16 protein-coding genes are annotated in these 19,411 nt (G+C 66.6%); 9 read left to right on the forward strand and 7 right to left on the reverse strand.

All coding sequences use genetic code 11. The annotated features are described in order from the left end of the window. The first annotated feature begins 126 nt into the window (after positions 1–126). The 6 genes from zigA (at position 127) to CXB49_RS14960 (ending at position 10,171) form a co-directional block, all read left to right on the forward strand. On the forward strand, positions 127–1,326 hold the full coding sequence (gene zigA / locus CXB49_RS14935) for a zinc metallochaperone GTPase ZigA (protein WP_101709141.1): 1,200 nt from the start codon (positions 127–129) through the stop codon (positions 1,324–1,326). 64 nt (positions 1,327–1,390) lie between these two features. Next, a complete protein-coding gene (hrpA, locus tag CXB49_RS14940; RefSeq protein WP_101709142.1) occupies positions 1,391–5,332 on the forward strand; it encodes an ATP-dependent RNA helicase HrpA in 3,942 nt (1,313 codons plus the stop codon). A 113-nt stretch (positions 5,333–5,445) separates the two neighbouring features. Next, complete coding sequence (locus tag CXB49_RS14945) at positions 5,446–6,540, forward strand: HD-GYP domain-containing protein (RefSeq protein ID WP_158300883.1); 1,095 nt, start codon at positions 5,446–5,448, stop codon at positions 6,538–6,540. A 112-nt stretch (positions 6,541–6,652) separates the two neighbouring features. Next, positions 6,653–8,104: an alkaline phosphatase gene (locus tag CXB49_RS14950; protein WP_101709144.1), complete on the forward strand. Its 1,452-nt coding sequence runs from the start codon at positions 6,653–6,655 to the stop codon at positions 8,102–8,104. A gap of 26 nt (positions 8,105–8,130) precedes the next feature. Continuing rightward, complete coding sequence (locus CXB49_RS14955; RefSeq protein WP_233492818.1) at positions 8,131–9,477, forward strand: alkaline phosphatase; 1,347 nt, start codon at positions 8,131–8,133, stop codon at positions 9,475–9,477. Positions 9,478–9,529: 52 nt separating this feature from the next. After that, positions 9,530–10,171, forward strand: a complete 642-nt coding sequence (locus tag CXB49_RS14960; RefSeq protein ID WP_101709146.1) for a hypothetical protein — start codon at positions 9,530–9,532, stop codon at positions 10,169–10,171. Here the strand turns inward: CXB49_RS14960 and CXB49_RS14965 are convergent. Next, a complete protein-coding gene (locus tag CXB49_RS14965) occupies positions 10,150–10,944 on the reverse strand; it encodes a helix-turn-helix transcriptional regulator (protein WP_101709147.1) in 795 nt (264 codons plus the stop codon). The genes CXB49_RS14960 and CXB49_RS14965 overlap by 22 nt on opposite strands. 95 nt (positions 10,945–11,039) lie before the next feature. Here CXB49_RS14965 and CXB49_RS14970 point away from each other — a divergent pair, with 95 nt between their 5' ends. Next, a complete protein-coding gene (locus CXB49_RS14970; RefSeq protein ID WP_101709148.1) occupies positions 11,040–12,185 on the forward strand; it encodes a multidrug effflux MFS transporter in 1,146 nt (381 codons plus the stop codon). 175 nt (positions 12,186–12,360) lie between these two features. Beyond that, positions 12,361–12,621: a hypothetical protein gene (locus tag CXB49_RS14975; RefSeq protein WP_101709149.1), complete on the forward strand. Its 261-nt coding sequence runs from the start codon at positions 12,361–12,363 to the stop codon at positions 12,619–12,621. A 52-nt stretch (positions 12,622–12,673) separates the two neighbouring features. Here the strand turns inward: CXB49_RS14975 and CXB49_RS14980 are convergent, their stop codons facing one another. Further along, the gene (locus CXB49_RS14980) at positions 12,674–13,438 is read right to left on the reverse strand and encodes a YdcF family protein (RefSeq protein ID WP_101709150.1); all 765 of its coding nucleotides are present in this window, start codon (positions 13,436–13,438) and stop codon (positions 12,674–12,676) included. Between the two features lie 45 nt (positions 13,439–13,483). Next, positions 13,484–14,848 carry a hypothetical protein gene (locus tag CXB49_RS14985; protein ID WP_101709151.1) on the reverse strand — a complete coding sequence of 455 codons (1,365 nt, stop codon included), beginning with the start codon at positions 14,846–14,848 and terminating at the stop codon, positions 13,484–13,486. 165 nt (positions 14,849–15,013) lie between these two features. On the opposite strand from CXB49_RS14985, the gene CXB49_RS14990 reads away from it, so the two are divergent. Continuing rightward, positions 15,014–15,751, forward strand: a complete 738-nt coding sequence (locus CXB49_RS14990) for an ABC transporter substrate-binding protein (protein ID WP_101709152.1) — start codon at positions 15,014–15,016, stop codon at positions 15,749–15,751. A gap of 81 nt (positions 15,752–15,832) precedes the next feature. On the opposite strand, the gene CXB49_RS14995 is transcribed toward CXB49_RS14990, so the two are convergent. From CXB49_RS14995 to CXB49_RS15010, 4 genes are read right to left on the reverse strand one after another with little or no spacing between them, the layout of a single operon-like run. Beyond that, a complete protein-coding gene (locus tag CXB49_RS14995) occupies positions 15,833–16,543 on the reverse strand; it encodes an ABC transporter ATP-binding protein (RefSeq protein WP_101709153.1) in 711 nt (236 codons plus the stop codon). Further along, a complete protein-coding gene (locus CXB49_RS15000) occupies positions 16,540–17,310 on the reverse strand; it encodes an ABC transporter ATP-binding protein (protein ID WP_101709154.1) in 771 nt (256 codons plus the stop codon). The genes CXB49_RS14995 and CXB49_RS15000 overlap by 4 nt, the downstream gene beginning before the upstream one ends. 2 nt (positions 17,311–17,312) lie before the next feature. Continuing rightward, a complete protein-coding gene (locus tag CXB49_RS15005) occupies positions 17,313–18,401 on the reverse strand; it encodes an ABC transporter ATP-binding protein (RefSeq protein WP_101709155.1) in 1,089 nt (362 codons plus the stop codon). Between the two features lie 15 nt (positions 18,402–18,416). Beyond that, positions 18,417–19,346 (reverse strand): branched-chain amino acid ABC transporter permease, encoded by a 930-nt coding sequence (locus tag CXB49_RS15010; protein ID WP_101709156.1) that lies wholly within the window; start codon positions 19,344–19,346, stop codon positions 18,417–18,419. Between the last annotated feature and the right edge of the window lie 65 nt (positions 19,347–19,411).

A 19,411-nucleotide genomic window follows, 5' to 3' on the forward strand; every position in this document is an offset into this window, starting at 1 on the left:
GAAAACGGCCCCAAAGGGCAGCCCAGCCAGACGGCCATCTGCCGCGTTGTCGGGCTGGGCTGCGCTGCTTGAAAAAAGATCGTGAACAGGTTCTAAGCCCCTCCCCCGCAAACAAGGAGTCAAAACATGAACAAGCTGCCGGTAACGGTGCTGTCCGGCTTTCTCGGCGCCGGCAAGACCACGCTGCTGAACCACATCCTGGCCAACCGCGAAGGCCGGCGGGTCGCGGTGATCGTCAACGACATGTCCGAGGTCAATATCGACGCCCGGCTGGTGCGCGAAGGCGGCGCCCGGCTGTCGCGCGCCGAGGAGAAGCTGGTGGAGATGAGCAACGGCTGCATCTGCTGCACGCTGCGCGAGGACCTGTTGCTGGAGATACGCCGGCTGGCGGCCGAGGGCCGTTTCGACTATCTGCTGATCGAATCGACCGGCGTGTCCGAGCCGCTGCCGGTGGCGGAGACCTTCACCTTCCGGGACGACGAAGGCCGCAGCCTGGCCGATCTGGCGCGGCTGGACACCATGGTGACGGTGGTGGACGCGCGCAACTTCCTGCGCGACTACCGCTCTCGCGACAGCCTGATCGACCGCCAGGCCGGCCTCGGCGACGAGGACGAGCGCACCGTGGTGGACCTGCTGATCGAGCAGGTGGAATTCTGCGACGTCATCGTGCTGAACAAGACCGACCTCGTCGACGCCGACGAACTGGCCGAGCTGCGGGGCATGCTGCGCTCGCTGAACCCGCGCGCCGACATCGTCGACAGCCGCTTCGGCCGCGTGCCGCTGGACAAGGTGCTCGACACCGGCCGCTTCGATTTCGACGCCGCCGCAGAGGCGCCGGGCTGGCTGGCGGAACTGCGCGGCGAGCATGTGCCGGAAACCGAGGCCTACGGCATAGACAGCTTCGTCTATCGCGCGCGGCGGCCCTTCCATCCGCAAAGGCTGTGGCGCTGGATGCGGCGGGAATGGCCGGGCGTGGTGCGCTCCAAGGGCTATTTCTGGCTGGCCAGCCGGCCGCAGTTCGCCGCCCAGTGGTCGCAGGCCGGCGTGGTGGCGCGCCATTCCTGCGCCGGCCTGTGGTGGGCGGCGCTGGACCGCGCCGAGTGGCCGGACGATGCCGACGGCCTGGCCTTGATACGCTCGCGCTGGGAAGAACCGTTCGGCGACCGCCAGCAGGAACTGGTGCTGATAGGCATGGGCATGGATCGCCAGGCCTTGAGCGCCGGCTTCGACGCCTGTCTGCTCGACGACGCCGAAATGGCGGCCGGCGTCGCCGGCTGGGAAGCGCTGGACGATCCGTTCCCGCGCTGGGACGCCGGCGAAGCCTGATGCCCGGCGAGGCCGCCCGCTCTGCTATAATCGGCGCTTTGCGCAATCCTCCGTTCTTTAGCCGATGACACCAGCCGCCCGCCTCGCCGACCTGAAATCCGCCCTGTCCTCCTGCCTGATCCGCGACCGCCACGTCCTGCGCCGCAAGCTCGCCGACGTCGCCGAGCGGCTGAAGAAAAACCAGCCGGCCGACAAGCTGCTGGCCGACGTCGCCGGCCAGGTGGAGCGCTCGCGCGGCCGCGCCGACGCGCGCCGCGCGCATCTGCCCAAGCCGCAGTTCGACGACGCGCTGCCGGTCAACCAGAAGCTGGCCGACATCAAGACGGCGATAGACCGGAACCAGGTGGTGATCATCTGCGGCGAGACCGGCTCCGGCAAAACCACCCAGTTGCCCAAGATCTGCCTGGAGCTGGGCCGCGGCGTGTTCGGCCTGATCGGCCACACCCAGCCGCGCCGGCTGGCCGCGCGCTCGGTGGCGACGCGGATCGCGCAGGAGCTGGGTTCGCAGCTAGGCGAACACGTCGGCTTCAAGGTGCGCTTCACCGACAAGCTGTCGGAAAAATCGGTGATCAAGCTGATGACCGACGGCATCATGCTGGCGGAAACCCAGACCGACCGCTACCTGGAAGCGTACGACACCATCATCATCGACGAGGCGCACGAACGCAGCCTGAACATCGACTTCCTGCTCGGCTATCTGAAACAGCTGCTGCCGCGCCGGCCGGACCTGAAGATCATCATCACCTCGGCCACCATCGACGCCGACCGCTTCGCCCGCCATTTCGACGGCGCGCCGGTGATCGAAGTGTCCGGCCGCACCTACCCGGTCGAAGTGCGCTACCGGCCGCTGAAGCAGCGCGACGAGGACGAGCGCGAGATGGAGATGGAGGACGCCATCGTCGACGCGGCGGATGAACTGTCCCGCCAGGGCGCCGGCGACATGCTGGTCTTCCTGCCCGGCGAGCGCGAAATCCGCGAGACGGCGGAGAAGCTGCGCAAGTCCGGCATCCGCGGCTACGAGATCCTGCCGCTGTTCGCCCGGCTGTCCAACGAGGACCAGCAGAAGATATTCAAGCCGTCAGGCGGCCGCCGCATCGTGCTGGCCACCAATGTGGCCGAGACCTCGCTGACGGTGCCCGGCATCAAATACGTGATCGACACCGGACTCGCGCGCATCAACCGCTACAGCCCGCGCGCCAAGGTGGAGCAGTTGCAGGTGGAAAAGGTCTCGCAGGCCGCCGCCCGCCAGCGCGCCGGCCGTTGCGGCCGCGTCGAGGCCGGCATCTGCGTGCGGCTGTACGCCGAGGACGACTTCAACGCCCGCCCGGCCTTCACCGACCCGGAAATCGTCCGCTCCAACCTGGCGGCGGTCATTCTGCGCATGGCCGCGCTGCGCCTGGGCAAGGTAGACGAGTTTCCCTTCCTGGAAGCGCCGTCCAGCCGCCTGGTCGCCGACGGCTACCAGGTGCTGACCGAGCTGGGCGCGGTGAGTGAAACAGGCGAGCTGACGCCGGTGGGCAAGGAGTTGGCGCGGATACCGGTGGATCCGAAAGTCGGCCGCCTGCTGTTGGCCGGCCGCGACTACCACTGCGCGCGCGAAGTGTTGATCATCGCCGCCGCGCTGTCGATACAGGATCCGCGCGAGCGGCCGTTCGAGGCCCGCGACGCCGCCGAGAAGGCCCAGGCCCGCTTCAACGACGAGAAGTCCGACTTCCTGTCCTTCCTGCACCTGTGGGACTTCTTCGCCGACGCGCTGAAGAACAAGAAGACCAATCGCCAGCTGATCAACGCCTGCCACGACCACTTCCTGTCGTATATGCGGATGCGCGAATGGCGCGAGCTGCACGCGCAACTGGCCGAGATCGCCGGCGAACTGGGCCTGATCACCCGCGACGAGGCCCATGCCGACGCCGAGCAGCCGGACGCGCAGATGTCGGCCAAGAAGCGCCAGCAAGTGGACGCCGTCGCCTACGAGAATCTGCACAAGGCGCTGGTGACCGGCCTGATCGGCAATATCGGCATGAAGAACCAGGAAGGCGACGACTACCAGGGCGCGCGCGGCGTCGCCTTCCACGTCTTCCCCGGCTCCGGTCTGAAAAAGGCCAAGCCCAAGTGGCTGGTGGCGGCCGAGCTGGTGGAAACCACCCGCCTCTACGCCCGCTGCGTCGCCAAGATAGAGCCGGAATGGGTGGAGAAGCTGGCGCCGCACCTGGTCAAATACCACTACTTCGAGCCGCACTGGGAAAAGAGCCGCGGCGAAGTCGTGGCCAGCGAGCGCGTGACGCTGTACGGCCTGACGCTGATCCCGCGCCGCGCGGTCAGCTACGGCCGCATCGCGCCGGAGGAGGCCCGCGAGCTGTTCATCCGCGGCGCGCTGGTCAATATGGAATATGTCAGCAACGCGCCGTTCTTCCAGCGCAACCAGCAGCTGATCCGCGAAGTAGAGCAGCTGGAGCACAAGGCGCGCCGCCAGGACGTGCTGGTCGACGAGGAGGCGCTGTACGCCTTCTACAGCGAGCGCGTGCCGGCCGAGGTGGTGGACGCCGCCAGCTTCGAAGCCTGGCGCAAGGAGGCCGAGAAGGCCGAGCCCAAGCTCTTGCACCTGACCCGCGACGAACTGATGCGCCACGCCGCCCAGCACGTGACCGAAAACCAGTTTCCGGAATGGCTGGAGCTGGAGGACGGCAAGCTCAGGCTGCGCTACCGCTTCGAACCCAAGCATCCGTTGGACGGCGTCACCATAGACGTGCCGCTGGCCATCCTGAACCGCCTGACGCCGGCATCGTTCGAGTGGCTGGTGCCCGGCATGCTGCGCGACAAACTGCAGCAGCTGATCAAGGGCCTGCCCAAGCAGATCCGCCGCTGCTGCGTGCCGGTGCCGGACTTCATCACCCGCTTCCTGCTGACCGGCCCGGACCTGCAGCAGGCCATCGCGCCGCAGCTGGCCCGCTTCATCCTGCGCGAGACCGGTGGCCAGAAGGTGGACATCGACGCGTTCAACACGCAGGAATTGCCGGAGCACATGCTGTTCAACTTCCGCGTGATCGACGACGGCAAGCAGGAAATCGGCATGGGCCGCGACCTGGCCGCGCTGCAGAAGCAGTTCGGCCAGGCGGCGCAGCTGACCTTCCGCGACACCAGCGCCGAATTCGAGCGCGACGACGTCAAGGCCTGGGACTTCGGCGAATTGCCGGAGAGCATACAGTTCGCCCGCGGCCGCCAGCAGCTGACCGGCTATCCGGCGCTGACGCTGGAGGAGGACCGCGTCGCCATCCGCCTGTTCGACACCCGGGACGTGGCGGAAAAGCATCATCGCCAGGGCGTGGTGAAGCTGCTGCAGTTGCAGTTGAAAGAGCAGATGAAGCAGCTGGGCAAGGGCCTGCCCGGCATGACCCAGATCGCGCTGCAGCTGCGCGCGGTGGCCAATGCCGACGACCTGCTGGCCGACGCCATCGCCGCCATCTGCGACCGCGCCTTCATCGGCGAAGACGCGCTGCCGCGCAACGAGAAGGCCTTCAACGATCAGAAGACCCGCGCCCGCACCCGTCTGCCGGCGGTGATCCAGGCGGTGTCGCAATATCTGCAGCACATCGCCGGCGAATATGTGCCGCTGACGCAAAAAGTTCAGAAGCATAAACTCGGCCATGAGCTAAAACAACAAATGGAAGCCTTGATTTACAAGGGCTTTCTGGCCGCCACGCCATGGAGCCAGCTGCCTCACCTGACGCGATACATGAAGGCGATGAGCCTGCGGATGGACAAGCAGCCGACCAACCCGCAGCGCGACGGCCAGCGCGGTGCCGAAATCCGCGAGTTGTGGCAGCAGTGGCAGCAGCGGGTGGCGGAACAGCAGGAGCAGGGAGAGGCGGCGCCGGCGGTGCTGGATTTCCGCTGGATGCTGGAGGAACTGAGGGTCAGCCTGTTTGCCCAGGAGTTGAAAACCCCTTATCCGGTCTCGGTCAAGCGGTTGCAGAAGGTCTGGAGCGAGCTGCCGCGCCAGGCGTGAAAACTACCAGCTTGCGATGACATTAGATTATCATCCCGTGAACATTGACATCGCAAGCGGCCATCACCATGCCTGTGGACTCACCCAAAAAAACAAGCAAAGTCTATTCCTCGATGCTGTCCATCGGCAAAGAGCTGCAGATGGACGTCTTCTCGGAGAGCGGCTGCCTGCTGCTGAAGCGCGGCCATTACGTGCTGACGCCGGAGTTGAAGCAGAAGCTGATCAAGATGGGCTTCGCCGAATCCAAGCCCGAGGCCAAGACGGCTGAAAAGCCCAATATCAACGACCACAAGAAGCATTCGCTGTTCGAGGACATCTCCTTCCTCCAACTGCGCGTGCGCAATGTGCTGTACCACGCGCTGACCGCCCAGGGCTTCGAGGCCAAGGTGATGGAGATCGCCCAGGCGCTGATCCAGCTGGCGGAAAAACAGCGGGACGCGCTGATCGCCTCCATCTTCCTGGTGCCATTCACCGAATACAGCGTCGCCCACTCGCTGCACACGGCGGCGCTGCTGTCGATACTGACCCGCCACATCACGCTGCCGCCCAAACACCGCGAGACGCTGATCTGCGCGGCGCTGACGATGAACATCGCCCAGGTCGAGCTGCAGAACGAGCTGTTCGCCCAGGCCGACCGCCCGGACGACGGCCAGCGCCAGGCGATATTCGACCACCCGATCATGAGCTCGGCCATCCTGCGCGAAGCCGGCATCGAGGACCAGCTGTGGCACACGCTGGTGCAGACCCACCACGAGTCCTGGCAGGGCAACGGCTACCCGTTCGCGCTGCCCAGGGAGCAGATCCTGCCGCCGGCCCACATGCTGCACCTGGCCGACATCACCTGCGCCAAGCTCTTGCCACGCCGCTATCGCTCCGCGCTGTTGCCGGCCACCGCGCTCGGCCACATCTTCCAGCGCAAGGACACCGAGTTCGACCAGGCCTTCACGACGATGCTGATCAAGGAGCTGGGCATCTATCCGCCCGGCAGCTTCGTGCGGCTGGCCAGCGAGGAGATCTGCGTGGTGATCTCGGCCGGCGCCAAGCCCAGCGAACCGCTGGTGGCGGCGATACGCCGCGCCGACGGCCCGCCGTACGGCACGCCGCTGCTGCGCGACACCGGCAAGCCCGGCCTCAAGGTCACCGCCCCCTGCCACGCCAGCGAGGCCAAGGTCAGGGTGTCCTTCCTCGCCCATCTGTGGAAATCCTAGGCTCCCCTCGGAATCACCCCATCGTCATCCAATCTTAATATTCCGGTATCTTAGCAGAAACAAGCTGAAAATATCATTTGTGCGCATTTTTCAAATAAAAAAGGTTATTCCAATGCGCACCTTCAGTCTCAGCCTGACCCTGCTGGCGACGCTGTCGCTAGCGGCCTGCGGCAGCGGCGGCGGCAACGCCGCCGGCCGGCCCCAGGACAATGCCGAAAACCGCCCCGCCGCCGCCAAGAACGTCATCTTCTTCCTTGGCGACGGCATGGGCATCGCCACCACCACCGCCGCCCGCATCTACGCCGCCGGCGAGGACGGCGAACTGACGATGGACACGCTGCCGGAGTCCGGCTTCGTCAAGACCTTCTCCAACGACGCCCAGGTCACCGACAGCGCGCCGTCGATGTCGGCCTATATGACCGGCGTCAAGATGAACAACGAAGTGATCTCGATGTCCACCGACACCGTGGCCAAATCGCCGACCGCCGACCTGACGTCCAGCTGCGGCGCCGGCAACGGCAAGCCGGTATCCACGCTGTTGGAGCTGGCCAAGGCCGGCAACCGCGCCACCGGCGTCGTCACCACCACCCGCGTCACCCACGCCACCCCGGCCGCCACCTATTCCCACGTCTGCCACCGCGACGCCGAATCCGACATCGCCGCCCAGCTGGTGCCCGGCGGCGCGCAGTACAACGCGGCGCTGAAGGACGGCGTCGACGTGGTCTTCGGCGGCGGCCGCCAGTTCTTCCTGCCCAAAACGGCGGGCGGCAAGCGCGCCGACGGCCGTGACCTGGTGGCGGAACTGAAGGCCAAAGGCTACGGCTACGCCGCCGACAAGACCGCCTTCAGCGCCATCGATCCGGCCAAGACCCGGCGCGCCGTCGGCCTGTTCACCTCCAGCCACATGAGCTACGACCTGGACCGCGACGCCGGCAAGGAACCCAGCCTGGCCGAGATGACGACCAAGGCCATCGCCATGCTGGCCAACCGGCCCGACAAGCAGGGCATGTTCCTGATGGTGGAAGGCGGCCGCATCGACCACGCCTTGCACGAAACCACCGCCAAGAAAGCGCTGCAGGACACCGTGGCCTTCGACCAGGCGATCAAGGCCGCCATAGACGCGATGCAGCAGAAGGACCCGGGCCTGAAGAACACGCTGATCGTCGTCACCGCCGACCACGACCACACGCTGGTGCTGAACGGCTACGCCAAGCGCACCGGCAAGACCGCGCCGGGCAACCCGGGCGTGCTGGGCCTGGCCAAGGACTACGTCAGCGGCAAGAACCTGACCGACGCCGACGGCATGCCCTACTCCATCATCGGCTTCGGCAACGGCGAAAACCGCGTCGCCGGCGACCGCAACGCGGCGGCCGCGCTGACCGACGACGCCGTCTCGGCCAACGACTATCACCAGGAGGCGGCGATACGGATGCCGGCCGGCGGCGAGACCCACGGCGGCACCGACGTCTACATCGCCGCGATCGGCCAGGGCGCCGACAGCGTCCACGGCTTCCTGGAAAACATAGAAGTGTTCGGCCTGGTCAAGAAGGCCGCCGGCCTGTGATGGAGAACAATAAGATGAAAACCGCGATGAAAACCCTGATGGCCGCCGCCGTGCTGGCCGCCCTGCCCGCCGTTTCCGCCCACGCCGCCGGCGAGGCCAAGAACGTGATCTTTTTTCTCGGCGACGGCATGGGACCGGCCACCGTCACCGCTGCCCGTATCTACCAGTACGGCGAGGGCGGCAAGCTCGCTATGGAGAAGCTTGATCGCACTGCCAGGATCAAGACCTTCTCCAACGACGCGCAGACCACCGACAGCGCGCCGTCGATGTCGGCTTATATGACCGGCGTGAAGATGAACAACGAGGTGATCTCGATGTCGTCCGACACCCGCGCCATCGAGCCCAACAGCGACGGCACCGGCAACTGCGGCGCCGGCAACGGTGCGCCGGCCGCCACGCTGCTGGAGCTGGCCAAGGCCAGGGGCAAGGCGATAGGCGCGGTCACCACCACCCGCGTCACCCACGCGACGCCGGCCGCCACCTACGCCCACGTCTGCCATCGCGACGCCGAATCCGACATCATCGCCCAGGCGGTGCCCGGCGGCGCCGGCTACAACGCCAAGCTGGGCGGCGGCCTCGACGTGCTGATGGGCGGCGGCGGCAAATTCCTGCTGCCCAAGGCCAGCGGCGGCAAGCGCGCCGACGGCCGCAACCTGTTGCAGGAATTCGCCGCCAAGGGCTATCCGGTGCTGCAGAGCGGCGCCGATCTGGCCGCCTTCGACGCCAAATCGGCCAGCCGCGTCGTCGGCATCTTCGGCAAGGACCACCTGGAATACGAACTGGACCGCGTCAAGAACAAGGTGGACCAGCCCAGCCTGGCGCAGATGACCGCGGCGGCGATAGATGTGCTGTCCAAGAACGGCAACGGCTACGTGCTGATGGTGGAAGGCGGCCGCATCGACCACGCGCTGCACGGCACCAACGCCAAGCGCGCGCTGGTGGACGCCGTCGCCTTCGACGACGCGATCAAAACCGCGCTGGCCAAGGTGGACCTGAACAACACCCTGGTGGTCGTCACCGCCGACCATGACCACACGATGACCATCAACGGCTATTCCAAGCGCGGCAATCCGGTCCACGACATCTCGCGCGGCTACACCGACGGCCAGCCGTCCAAGGACGCCGACGGCGCCGTCTACACCACGCTGGTATTCGGCAACGGCCCCAACCGCAAGCCGACCCGCGTGTCGGTCGATTCGGCCACCGCCACCGCCGACGACTACCAGCAGGAGACCGGCATCCGCCTGTCCAGCGAGACCCACGGCGGCGGCGACGTGATGCTGATGTCCGGCGGCGCCGGCAGCAAGGGCTTCAAGGGCGTGATGGACAACACCAAGGTATTCGGCCTGGTGAAGTCGGCGCTAGGTCTGTAATCCTCCTCGACGCGCGGCCGCCCGGCCGCGCGTTCCGCTTTGGAAGAAATCGATGAAAGTCTTGTTTTTCGCCGCGCTGGCCCTGACCGCCCAGCAGGCTCTCGCCGCCCCGCCCGACCTGCAGGCCGTCGTCCGCTACGAAACCGTCAGTCTGGGCGCCGACGGCGTCGAGAAAACCGTCCGCTACAGCGAACGCTGGGTGCGCCAGGACGGGCACGCCTGGCGCGAACGGCAGAACGCCGGCGCGCCGCACCGCCACGATGACGACGGCCACCAGCATCTGGACTTCGCCGCCGCGCCGCGCCATGTCTGGCGCGACGCCAAGGGCAAGCTGCAAGTGGAGTTCATCCACGCCGCCAAGCAGGAAAGAATCGTCGTCGAGCCGCGCGAATGGCGCGACGCCGGCTTCGACGGCTCCTGGGCGCGGGCCAGCCAGCTGGTGGACCTGGCAGAGATGCGCGGCTTCGCCAAGAAAACCGGCGGCGCCGGCGTCGCCGTCTACGACAAGGCCGGCAAGACGCTGCGCTGGAGCGAGCGCTGGCAGATGCCGCTGCAGGTGTCGCTGCGCTCGGCCGACGGCCGCCAGCGCGAAACCATCACCGTGGAGCCGCGCCCGCTGCCGGCCGGCTTCGTCCCGCCCTGGCGGCGCAGCGCCGGCTGGCCGGCGCGCGACTACCTGGACACGCTGGACTGAACGCCGTCCCCGGCCTGGGCGTAGCGCGCCGGCGTCTCGCCGGTATGCTGGCGGAAAAAGGCGATGAAGGCGCTGTCGCTGGCGAACTCCAGCCGCTGCGCCGTCTCGCCGGCGCTTGTCCCGTCGGCCAGCAGCTCCATCGCCCGCAGCAGGCGCCACTGCTGGCGCCAGGCCTGGTAGCTCATGCCGGTGTCGCGGATGAAGATCCGGCTGATGGTGCGCTCGCTCGCCCCCACTTTTTCCACCAGCTGATTCAGCCGCGGCGGCAATTCGCCGCCGCGCACCCCGTCCAGCCATGAGGACAGGCGGACATCCACCGGAAACGGCAAGCGCCAGTTCTCCCCCCGCGCCGCCAGCAACTCCTCGCCGAACACCGCCAGCAGGCCGGCCTGCTTTTCGACGGGCCAATCCCACGGCCAGAACGCCATCCGCTCTATCACCTCGCGCAGCAGCGGATTGACCTCCACCACCTGCAAGGGCGGCGCGGTAAACGGCAGATCGGCAACAAAATACAGCGAACGGTAGGCGACCACGCCGCGCATCAGCGCGCGATGGACGGTGCCGGCCGGAATCCAGGCGGCGCGGCTCGGCGGCAGCAGGCACAGCGTGTCCGCCAGCTCGATGGTGACGCAGCCGGCGGCGGCGAACAGCAGCTGGTGGCGGCGATGGCTGTGGCGGCCGGAATCGTGCAGGCCCATGTCGGCGGCGATGCCTATCACCGGCGCGGCGAAGCCGTCGGCGTCGAAGACCTGCCCTTCCTGAATCAAAGCCATCTGTCCGATTTTAAATAGATAAAGTCCTTATCATTGTAATCAGACAAAACCGCTTTCTCTAGACTGGGCATCGTCAAGAAAGAAAGGAAAAAACAATGAAAACGACGACCCGTCCGGCGCTGTGGCTGCTGACGGTGCTGATCCTGTTCCCGCAACTGGTGGAAACCATCTACAGCCCGGCGCTGACCGACATCGCCGCCGCCTTCGGCGTCAGCCAGGCGCGCGCCTCGCAGACGCTGTCGATCTACTTCGTGGCCTTCGCCGCCGGCGTCGCGCTGTGGGGCTGGCTCAGCGACGTTCTCGGCCGCCGTCCGGCGATGCTGCTGGGTCTGGCCTGCTATGGCGCCGGCTCCGCGCTGGCGCTGGTCGCCGCCGATTTCGACACGCTGTTGCTGGCCCGGACGATTTCCGCGCTGGGCGCGGCGGCCGGCTCGGTGGTGGTGCAGACCATGTTGCGCGACAGCTACGACTCTGTCCGGCTGGCGCGCGTATTTTCGCTGATAGGCGCGGCGCTGGCGCTGAGCCCGGTGCTGGGCCTGCTCAGCGGCGGCTGGCTGGCCGGCCATTTCGGCCACCGCGGCGTGTTCACAGCGCTGCTGCTGCTCGCCTTCGCGCTATTGGCGCTGACGGCGCTGCGGCTGCCGGAAACCCGCCCGCTCGGCACGGTCCGTCCCGATATGGCGCGGCTCGCCGGCCGGATGCTGCGCGACGCCGAACTGTGGCGCAACGCGATGCTGGTGGCGCTGTTCAACGCGATGCTGTTCAGCTACTACAGCCTGGCGCCCTTCCTGTTCGAGCGGCTGGGCTGGAGTCCCGCCCAGTTCGGCTGGTCCGGCGCCGCGCTGGCCGCCGCCTCGCTGTCGGGCAGCCTACTGAACCGCAAGCTGCTGGGAAGCGGATATCAGCCGGCTCGGCTGCTGCGGGCCGCCTGCCGACTGGCGCTGGCCTCCGGACTGGCAGCCTGGCTGCTTGGCGATTCGGCGTGGATACTGCTGCCGGTCGCCGGCGTGGTAGTCGCCTTCGGCGTCGCCATTCCGAATGTGCTGAGTCAGGCGCTGCGCCATTACCGCGAGCAGGCAGGCGCGGCCGGCGCGCTGTTCGGCCTCAGCTACTATCTGCTGCTGGGCATGATGCTGGCGCTGGCCGGCCTGGCGCAAAACCTCGGCCTGGTGCTGAGCGTCTGCGCCGCCGCCACGCTGTTGTGCCTATCGTCTGGAACGGCTGGAACACGCCGAGACTAAAACGCAAACGGGGCCTGGACGCTGACGCGTCCAGGCCCCTTCGCCGCATTCCCGCCTCCCGTCCATCGCGCCTATCGCCATTCCATCCCCTGCATCGCGCATTCCGTCGCAATCCGATATCGCGTCGCCAGGCGGCCACCTACAGTCACGGTACACACCAACCCAGGAGAATCGCATGAACCGGCAAAATCACTCGGAAGCCTTGGCCGACCTCGGCGCCGCCCGCCACAAGATAGCCATCTACTGGCGGCTGTACGTGGCCTGGCTGACGGAAATCGGCTGGGGACGGCTGGCGCTGCTGTCGCTGCTCGCCGTCATCCTGGGCAGCATGCTGATGCTGCCGGGCCTGGCGACATGGCTGATACTGGTTTCCATCGTGGTAAAGCTCTTTGCCGGCTCGCGCCGCCCGGCTCCGGCGCTGCCGGACAGATCATAAACATGTCCGGACACGCCGCCGTCCATCGGCCGGGAAAGCCCCGAAGCGACACTCAGGCGCCCGGCCACAGGCGGTAATACAGCATGCCCAGCGACTCCCTCAGCAGCGTGTGGCATTCGGCCATCGCGCTGCCGCTGGGAATGTAGCGGGCGGCCGCAGGGCCGTCGTAGCGTATGAAGGCGGTCGGCGCCGGCAACACCTGCAGGCCCTGATGCCGGAAAAACGGCACCGCGCGCGCCAGATGCCAGCCCTGGCTGACCAAGGCGATCCGCGTCGCGCCGTCGGCCTTCAGCATCGCCGCCGACAGCCTGGCGTTTTCCAGCGTGGTGTTGGAGCGGCTCTCCAGCCAGCGCGCATGGAGGCCGTAGTCTTGGCGAAGCACCCGCGCCATCACCTCGGCCTCCGGCTCGCCTCCCATCGGCGCGCCGCCGGTTACCAGCAGCGGCTTGCCGCTGTGCCGGGCCAGGTAGGCGCCGTAGCGCAGCCGGACCAGCGTGTCGGCGCCGGGCGCGTTGCCGTCGAACTCAGGCGCCTCTCGCTTGCCCCCGCCCAACACCACGATGGCGTCGACCGTGGCCAGATCGGCCGGCCGCAGCGCCGGATAGCGTTCGACGCCCTGCGCCAGCCACATCGCCGTCTGCGGAATCGACAGCAGATAGGTCAGCGCCACGCCGAAGGCCAGCAGCAGCCGGCCGGCATGCTGCCAGCGCCGGACCAGCATCGCGCCGGCGACGATGGGCAGCAGATTCAGAATCGGCGGCAACAGCAAGGCGCCCAGCAAGCGGTGCGCCAGCACCATCAGACTCGCTCCGTCCATCTCTGACCTCCATAGGCGGGAAATGCCGACAGGATACCAGCCTTGTCACGCCGACGGCGGTCCGTCTCCGGACCTCAGCCCGAACGCCATCGCCAGCAACGGCGCCAGCAACGCCGCCGCCAACCATTTCCACATCCGCTCCAGCACCTGCCGCGCGCCGCCCAGGGCGCCGTCGAAGGCCTGCTGATTGATCGCGCGGGTATGGTCCAGCGATTCGATGAAGTTGTCGAAGGCCCAGTCGGCGCGTCGCGGCTGGCCGCCCAGGCTCAAGGCCAGCGCCTGGCTATGGCGGCCGGCGTCCTCCAGTCCGCGGGCGCGGGCCGCGATGCGCAGATACTCGCCCCAGGCGCGCAGCGCCGCCGCGGCGCTGGACGCCTCGCCGTCGAAGTCTATGCTGGCCATCTCCTCCCCGAGCAGGCCCTTGTCCCTGAAACGGTCGGGCTTGGCGTCGAAGGCCCGCGCGTCGGCCGGCGGCTCGCCATGGAACAATCGGGCGGCGCTGGCGGCGAACAGCGCCTGCTGCGCCACCTTGTCCCGGCCGGGCGGCAGCAGCAGATAGATGCTCTGTTGGGCATTGGCCAGATAGGCCCAGGCCTTGGACTGCGCCAGCAGATAGACGGAATCGAAGGCGTCCTCCTTCGCCACCTTCATCTGGTGGCCGATCTCGGCGCCACAGGACAGAAAGCCGCCGGCGGCCGTCAGCATCGCCAGCAGGCCGGCCAGCAAGACCGGACTGAGCCTGCGGCGGAAGCGGCGGGCGAGGAAGAACTGGGTCTCCAGCAACAGCAGGGCCAGCAGCCCCGTCGTCGCGACGAACAGATAGGTCCAGCCGCGCGCCAGCCGACGCTCGTCGGCGTATGCCTGGTTCAGATGCTTCTCATTGGTCTGATCCAGTTGCCGCGCCTGCGGCAGAATGCGCTCGCGCATCAGCGCGTCCGCCTGCAGCAGCGCCGCCGGATCGCCGCGTTGCGCCAGCGTCCTGCCGATCAGACGCTGGTATTCCGCCAGATGCCCCATCGTGGCCAGTATCGGCAGCCTCTCCTCCTCGCCGTAGGTGATGTTCTGCGCGGCCGACACCAGATGGTCGTTGGCCTGGGCGATGGACTGGCGGAAGGCCAGCGCGCTGGGTCCGGAGTCGCTCTCGCCGGCCAGCAGCACATTGACGATCTGGGTATGGGCGTCGGCCAGCGCGGTACGGATGTCCTGCGCGGCAATGATGGACGGCGCTGCGTCGCGCCCGACCGTCTGCATCACATCGCGGACGGACAGCCAGGCCCCCAGGCCGGCCACGGCGGCCAGCAAGACCAGCGCGAGCGCCGCCCGCCGCCGCAGCCTCAATTGAAATGGCACCAGATGGCGCGTCGCCAGCAACACCGATTCGGCGATGGAAACAACTTGCCGGGTGGGCACTCGGTTCTCCTTAAAACGGGTAAGAGCCTGTTCGCGGCCGGATCATGACATTTAACGCACCCGGCCGCTTCCGGTGCACCGCTCGCATGCGAACCGGCCATCGGTTTGCCGTTATACTCAACGGAGCAGGGGCCGCCATGCCTGGCGGCGACTACGGAGAAAGCCATGGCCCTCTGGCAGCAAGCATGCACACTCGTACTGTCCGCTTTCTTCTGCGCCGCCGCCTGCGCCGGCGAGTCCCTGATGCTGGGCGCCTCCGAATATCCGCCATACATGTCGCCGCGGATGGACAACGGCGGCGTCGCCGTGGCCATCGTCCGCGAGGCCTTCCGCCGCGCCGGCTATCCGGTCAAAACCGTCTACCTGCCGTGGGCGCGCGCGGTCAACGAGGCCCACGACGGCCACCTGGACGGCATCGTCGGCCTGTGGACGACGCCGGAGCGCAAGCGCGGCTTCCTGTTCTCACAGGCCTTCCTCGACAACCACATCGGCTTCTTCAAGCGCCGCGGCGACGCGATACGCTACCGGACGCTGGCTGACCTGAAGTCCTACACCGTCGGCACCGTGCGCGGCTACGCCAATTCGGAAGCCTTCGAGCGCGCCGGCTTGAAGACCGACGAAACGCTGAGCGACGCCAGCAATCTGGCCAAGCTGGCGGCGCATCACATCGATCTGGCGCTGATAGACCGCGGCGTCGCCAACTATCTGCTGGGCGGCAGCCAGGCCGCGCTGGCGGGCAAGCTGGAATGGCTGCCGCCGGCCGTCGTCGTCTACCCGATGCACCTGGGCATCTCCAGGCGGCAGCCCCAGGCGGAAAAGCGCATAGCCGACTTCAACCGCGCGCTGGAGACGATGCGGCAGGACGGCACGCTGGACAAGATGCTGAAGCAGGCGAAGATTTGAGAATGAGAACGTGAAAAAGCCGCCCACAGGCGGCCGATGCGGCGCCCCGCCGGCTCGCCGGCGGGGGATGGACCAAGCGTCTTACTCGCCCAGATAGGCGTTGCGGACCCGCTCGTCGTTGAGCAGCTCCTTGGCGTCGCCGCTCATCGTGATGCGGCCACTCTCCATCACGTAGCCGCGCTGCGACACTTCCAGCGCCAGCTTGGCGTTCTGCTCGACCAGCAGCATGGTCACGCCCTGCTTGGACACCATCTGGATGATCTCGAAGATCTTCTCGACGATGATGGGCGCGAGGCCCATCGACGGCTCGTCCAGCAACAGCAGCTTCGGTTTGGACAGCATCGCGCGGCCCATCGCCACCATCTGCTGCTCACCGCCGGACAAGGTGCCGGCCAGCTGCAGGCGGCGCTCCTTCAGCCGCGGGAACAGTTCGTAGACATGCTCGATCTCGCTCTGGATCGCCGCCTTGTCGTTGCGGTAGTAGGCGCCCATCTGCAGGTTCTCTTCCACCGTCAGCTTGGCGAACACGCCGCGGCCCTCGGGCACCATCGCCAGGCCGTGGCGGACGAAATCGTACGACGGAATCGACGCGACGTCCTTGCCGTCGTAGACGATGCTGCCGCCGGTCTTCTTCACCATGCCGACCAGCGTCTTCAGCGTCGTGGTCTTGCCGGCGCCGTTGGCGCCGATCAGCGTCACCAGCTCGCCCTGGTCGATGTGAAAATCTATCCCCTTGACCGCCTTGATGCCGCCATAGGCCACTTGCAGGTCTTTGACTTCCAGAATGCTCATGCGTGGGCCGCTCCCAGGTAGGCTTCAATCACTTTCGGGTTACGGCGCACCTCGTCCGGCACGCCTTCGGCGATCTTCTTGCCGTAGTCCAACACGGCGATGCGGTCGCACAGACCCATCATCAGCTTGACGTCGTGCTCGATCAACAGCACGGTGACGCCGCCGGCGCGTATCTTGCTCATCAGCGCCTTCAACTCTTCGGTCTCGCGCGGGTTCATGCCGGCAGCCGGCTCGTCCAGCGCCAGCAGCTTGGGCTCGGTGGCCAGCGCGCGGGCGATCTCCAGGCGGCGCTGGTGGCCGTAGGACAGATTGCGGGCCCGTTCGTGGGCGACGTCGGCGATGCCGACATATTCCAGCAACTCCCAGGCCTTGGCCTCGATCGCGCTCTCCTCGGCCATCGTGCCCCTGTCGCGCAGCACCGCGCCCAACGCCCCGGCCTTGGAACGGATGTGACGCCCCACCATCACGTTCTCCAGCGCCGTCATTTCGGCGAACAGGCGGATGTTCTGGAAGGTGCGGGCGATGCCGGCCGCCACCACCACGTGCGGCTTCTGCTGGAACAGATTGTGGCCGTCGAACTCGAAACGCCCCTCGTCCGGCACGTAGAGGCCGGTCAACACATTGAACAAGGTGGTCTTGCCGGCGCCGTTCGGCCCGATCAGGCCGTAGATCTCGCCCTTGTTGATGGTGAGCCCTACGTCGTTCAACGCGTGCAGGCCGCCGAAGCGCTTGTGGATGCCTTCTATTTTCAGCAAAACTTCAGCCATGATTAACCTTTCTGCGCTGCCGCTTCTTTAGCGTGCTGGAACTCGGCCTTGCGGCGCTTGGACGGCCACATCCCTTCCGGGCGGACCAGCATCATCACCACCATGGCCAAGCCGAACAGCAACATGCGGGCGTTCTCCGGATCGATGATCATCCGGCCGAAGGTTTTCATCTGCAAGGGACCGATCACGTCGCGCAGGATTTCCGGCGCGATGGTCAGCACCACGGCGCCGAGTATCACGCCCGGAATGTGGCCCATGCCGCCCAGCACGATCATCGCCAGGATCATGATGGACTCCAGCAGGCTGAATGATTCCGGCGACACGAAGCCCTGGAAGGAGGCGAACAGGCCGCCGGCCACGCCGCCGGACAAGGCGCCCAGGCCGAAGGCCAGGAGCTTGATGTTGCGGATGTTGATGCCCATCGCCGCGGCGGCGATGTCGTCCTCGCGCAGGGCCACCCAGGCGCGGCCGATGCGGGAGTGCTGCAGGCGCCAGGCCATGATCACCACCAGCACGGTCAGCGCCAGGAACAGGTAGTAGTACAGATAGACGCTGTGGAAGCTCAGGCCGAACAGCTCGATGGTCTGGCCCAGCGACGCGCCGCCGATGTGGATCGGGTCGATCAGGTTGATGCCCTGCGGACCGTTGGTGATGTTGACCGGCGAGTTCAGGTTGTTCATGAAGATGCGCACGATCTCGCCGAAGCCCAAGGTCACGATGGCCAGGTAGTCCCCCTTCAGCTTCAGCACCGGCGTGCCCAGCAGCACCCCACCCAGCGACGCGCAGGCGGCGCCCAGCGGAATGGTCAGGAAGAACAGCCAGTGGATGTCGAAGTGCGGGGAGCTGAGCAAGGCGTAGGTATAGGCGCCGATCGCGTAGAAGGCGATGAAGCCCAGGTCCAGCAGGCCGGCGAAACCGACGACGATGTTCAGGCCCAGCGCCAGCATCACGTACAGCAGCGCGAAGTCGACGATGCGCACCCAGGAATTGCCCAGCGCGCCGCCGACGACGAAGGGCAGCACCAAGAGCGCGATGGCGCTGAGGGCGAACAGACCCATCTTCTTGTTGGTATCCAGAGTATTCAGATTCATGTCTTTCTCTCCGGATCAGGCGCGATCGGCCATTTTTTCGCCGAGCAGGCCGGACGGGCGGAAGATCAACACCACGATCAGCACGATGAAGGCGATGATGTCCTGGTAGTTGGAGCCGAGGAAGCCTCCGGTCAGCGTGCCGATATAACCGGCGCCCAGGCTCTCGATGATGCCGAGCAGCAGGCCGCCGGCGACCGCGCCGCCCAGATTGCCGATGCCGCCGAGCACCGCGGCGGTGAACGCCTTCAGGCCTATCATGAAGCCCATGTAGTAGTGGGCCTGCTCGTAGTTGGTGGCCACCATCACGCCGGCGATGGCGCCGAGGCCGGAGCCGATGACGAAGGTCGCGGAGATGATGGTGTTGACGTTGACGCCCATCAGGCCGGCCACCGCCGGGTTCTGGCTGGTGGCGCGCATCGCGCGGCCAAGCTTGGTCTTCTCCACCATCAGCAGCAGGCCGGCCATGATGGCCAGGCACAGCACGATGATCAGGATCTGCAGCTTGGTGATGCTGGCGCCGAAGACGGTCACGACGTCGTGATCGATGATGGACGGGAACGGGATGTAGTTGCGGCCCCAGATCAGGATGGCCACCTGCTGCAGCACGATGGACATGCCGATCGCGGTGATCAGCGGCGCCAGCCGCTGCTTGCCGCGCAGCGGGCGGTAGGCGATGCGCTCGATGGTGAAGCCCAGCAGCATGCAGGCCGGAATCGCCACCAGCATGCCGATCAGCACCAGCGCCGGCCCCGGCAGATTGACGCCGGCGCCCATCAGCGCATTGACGACGGTGATGGTGACCATGGCGCCGAACATCACCACTTCGCCATGGGCGAAGTTGATCAGCCCCATGATCCCGTACACCATGGTGTAGCCCAGCGCGATCAGCGCGTAGATGCTACCCAGAACGAGACCGTTCAGGATTTGTTGCAGAAAAATGTCCACGTTTGGAGATCTCCTCTGATTGTCGACCGGCAGCTTGGCGAGGTGTTACCTCTTGTTGACTGCTG

Source organism: Chromobacterium sp. ATCC 53434, assembly GCF_002848345.1.
Taxonomy (GTDB): Bacteria; Pseudomonadota; Gammaproteobacteria; order Burkholderiales; family Chromobacteriaceae; genus Chromobacterium.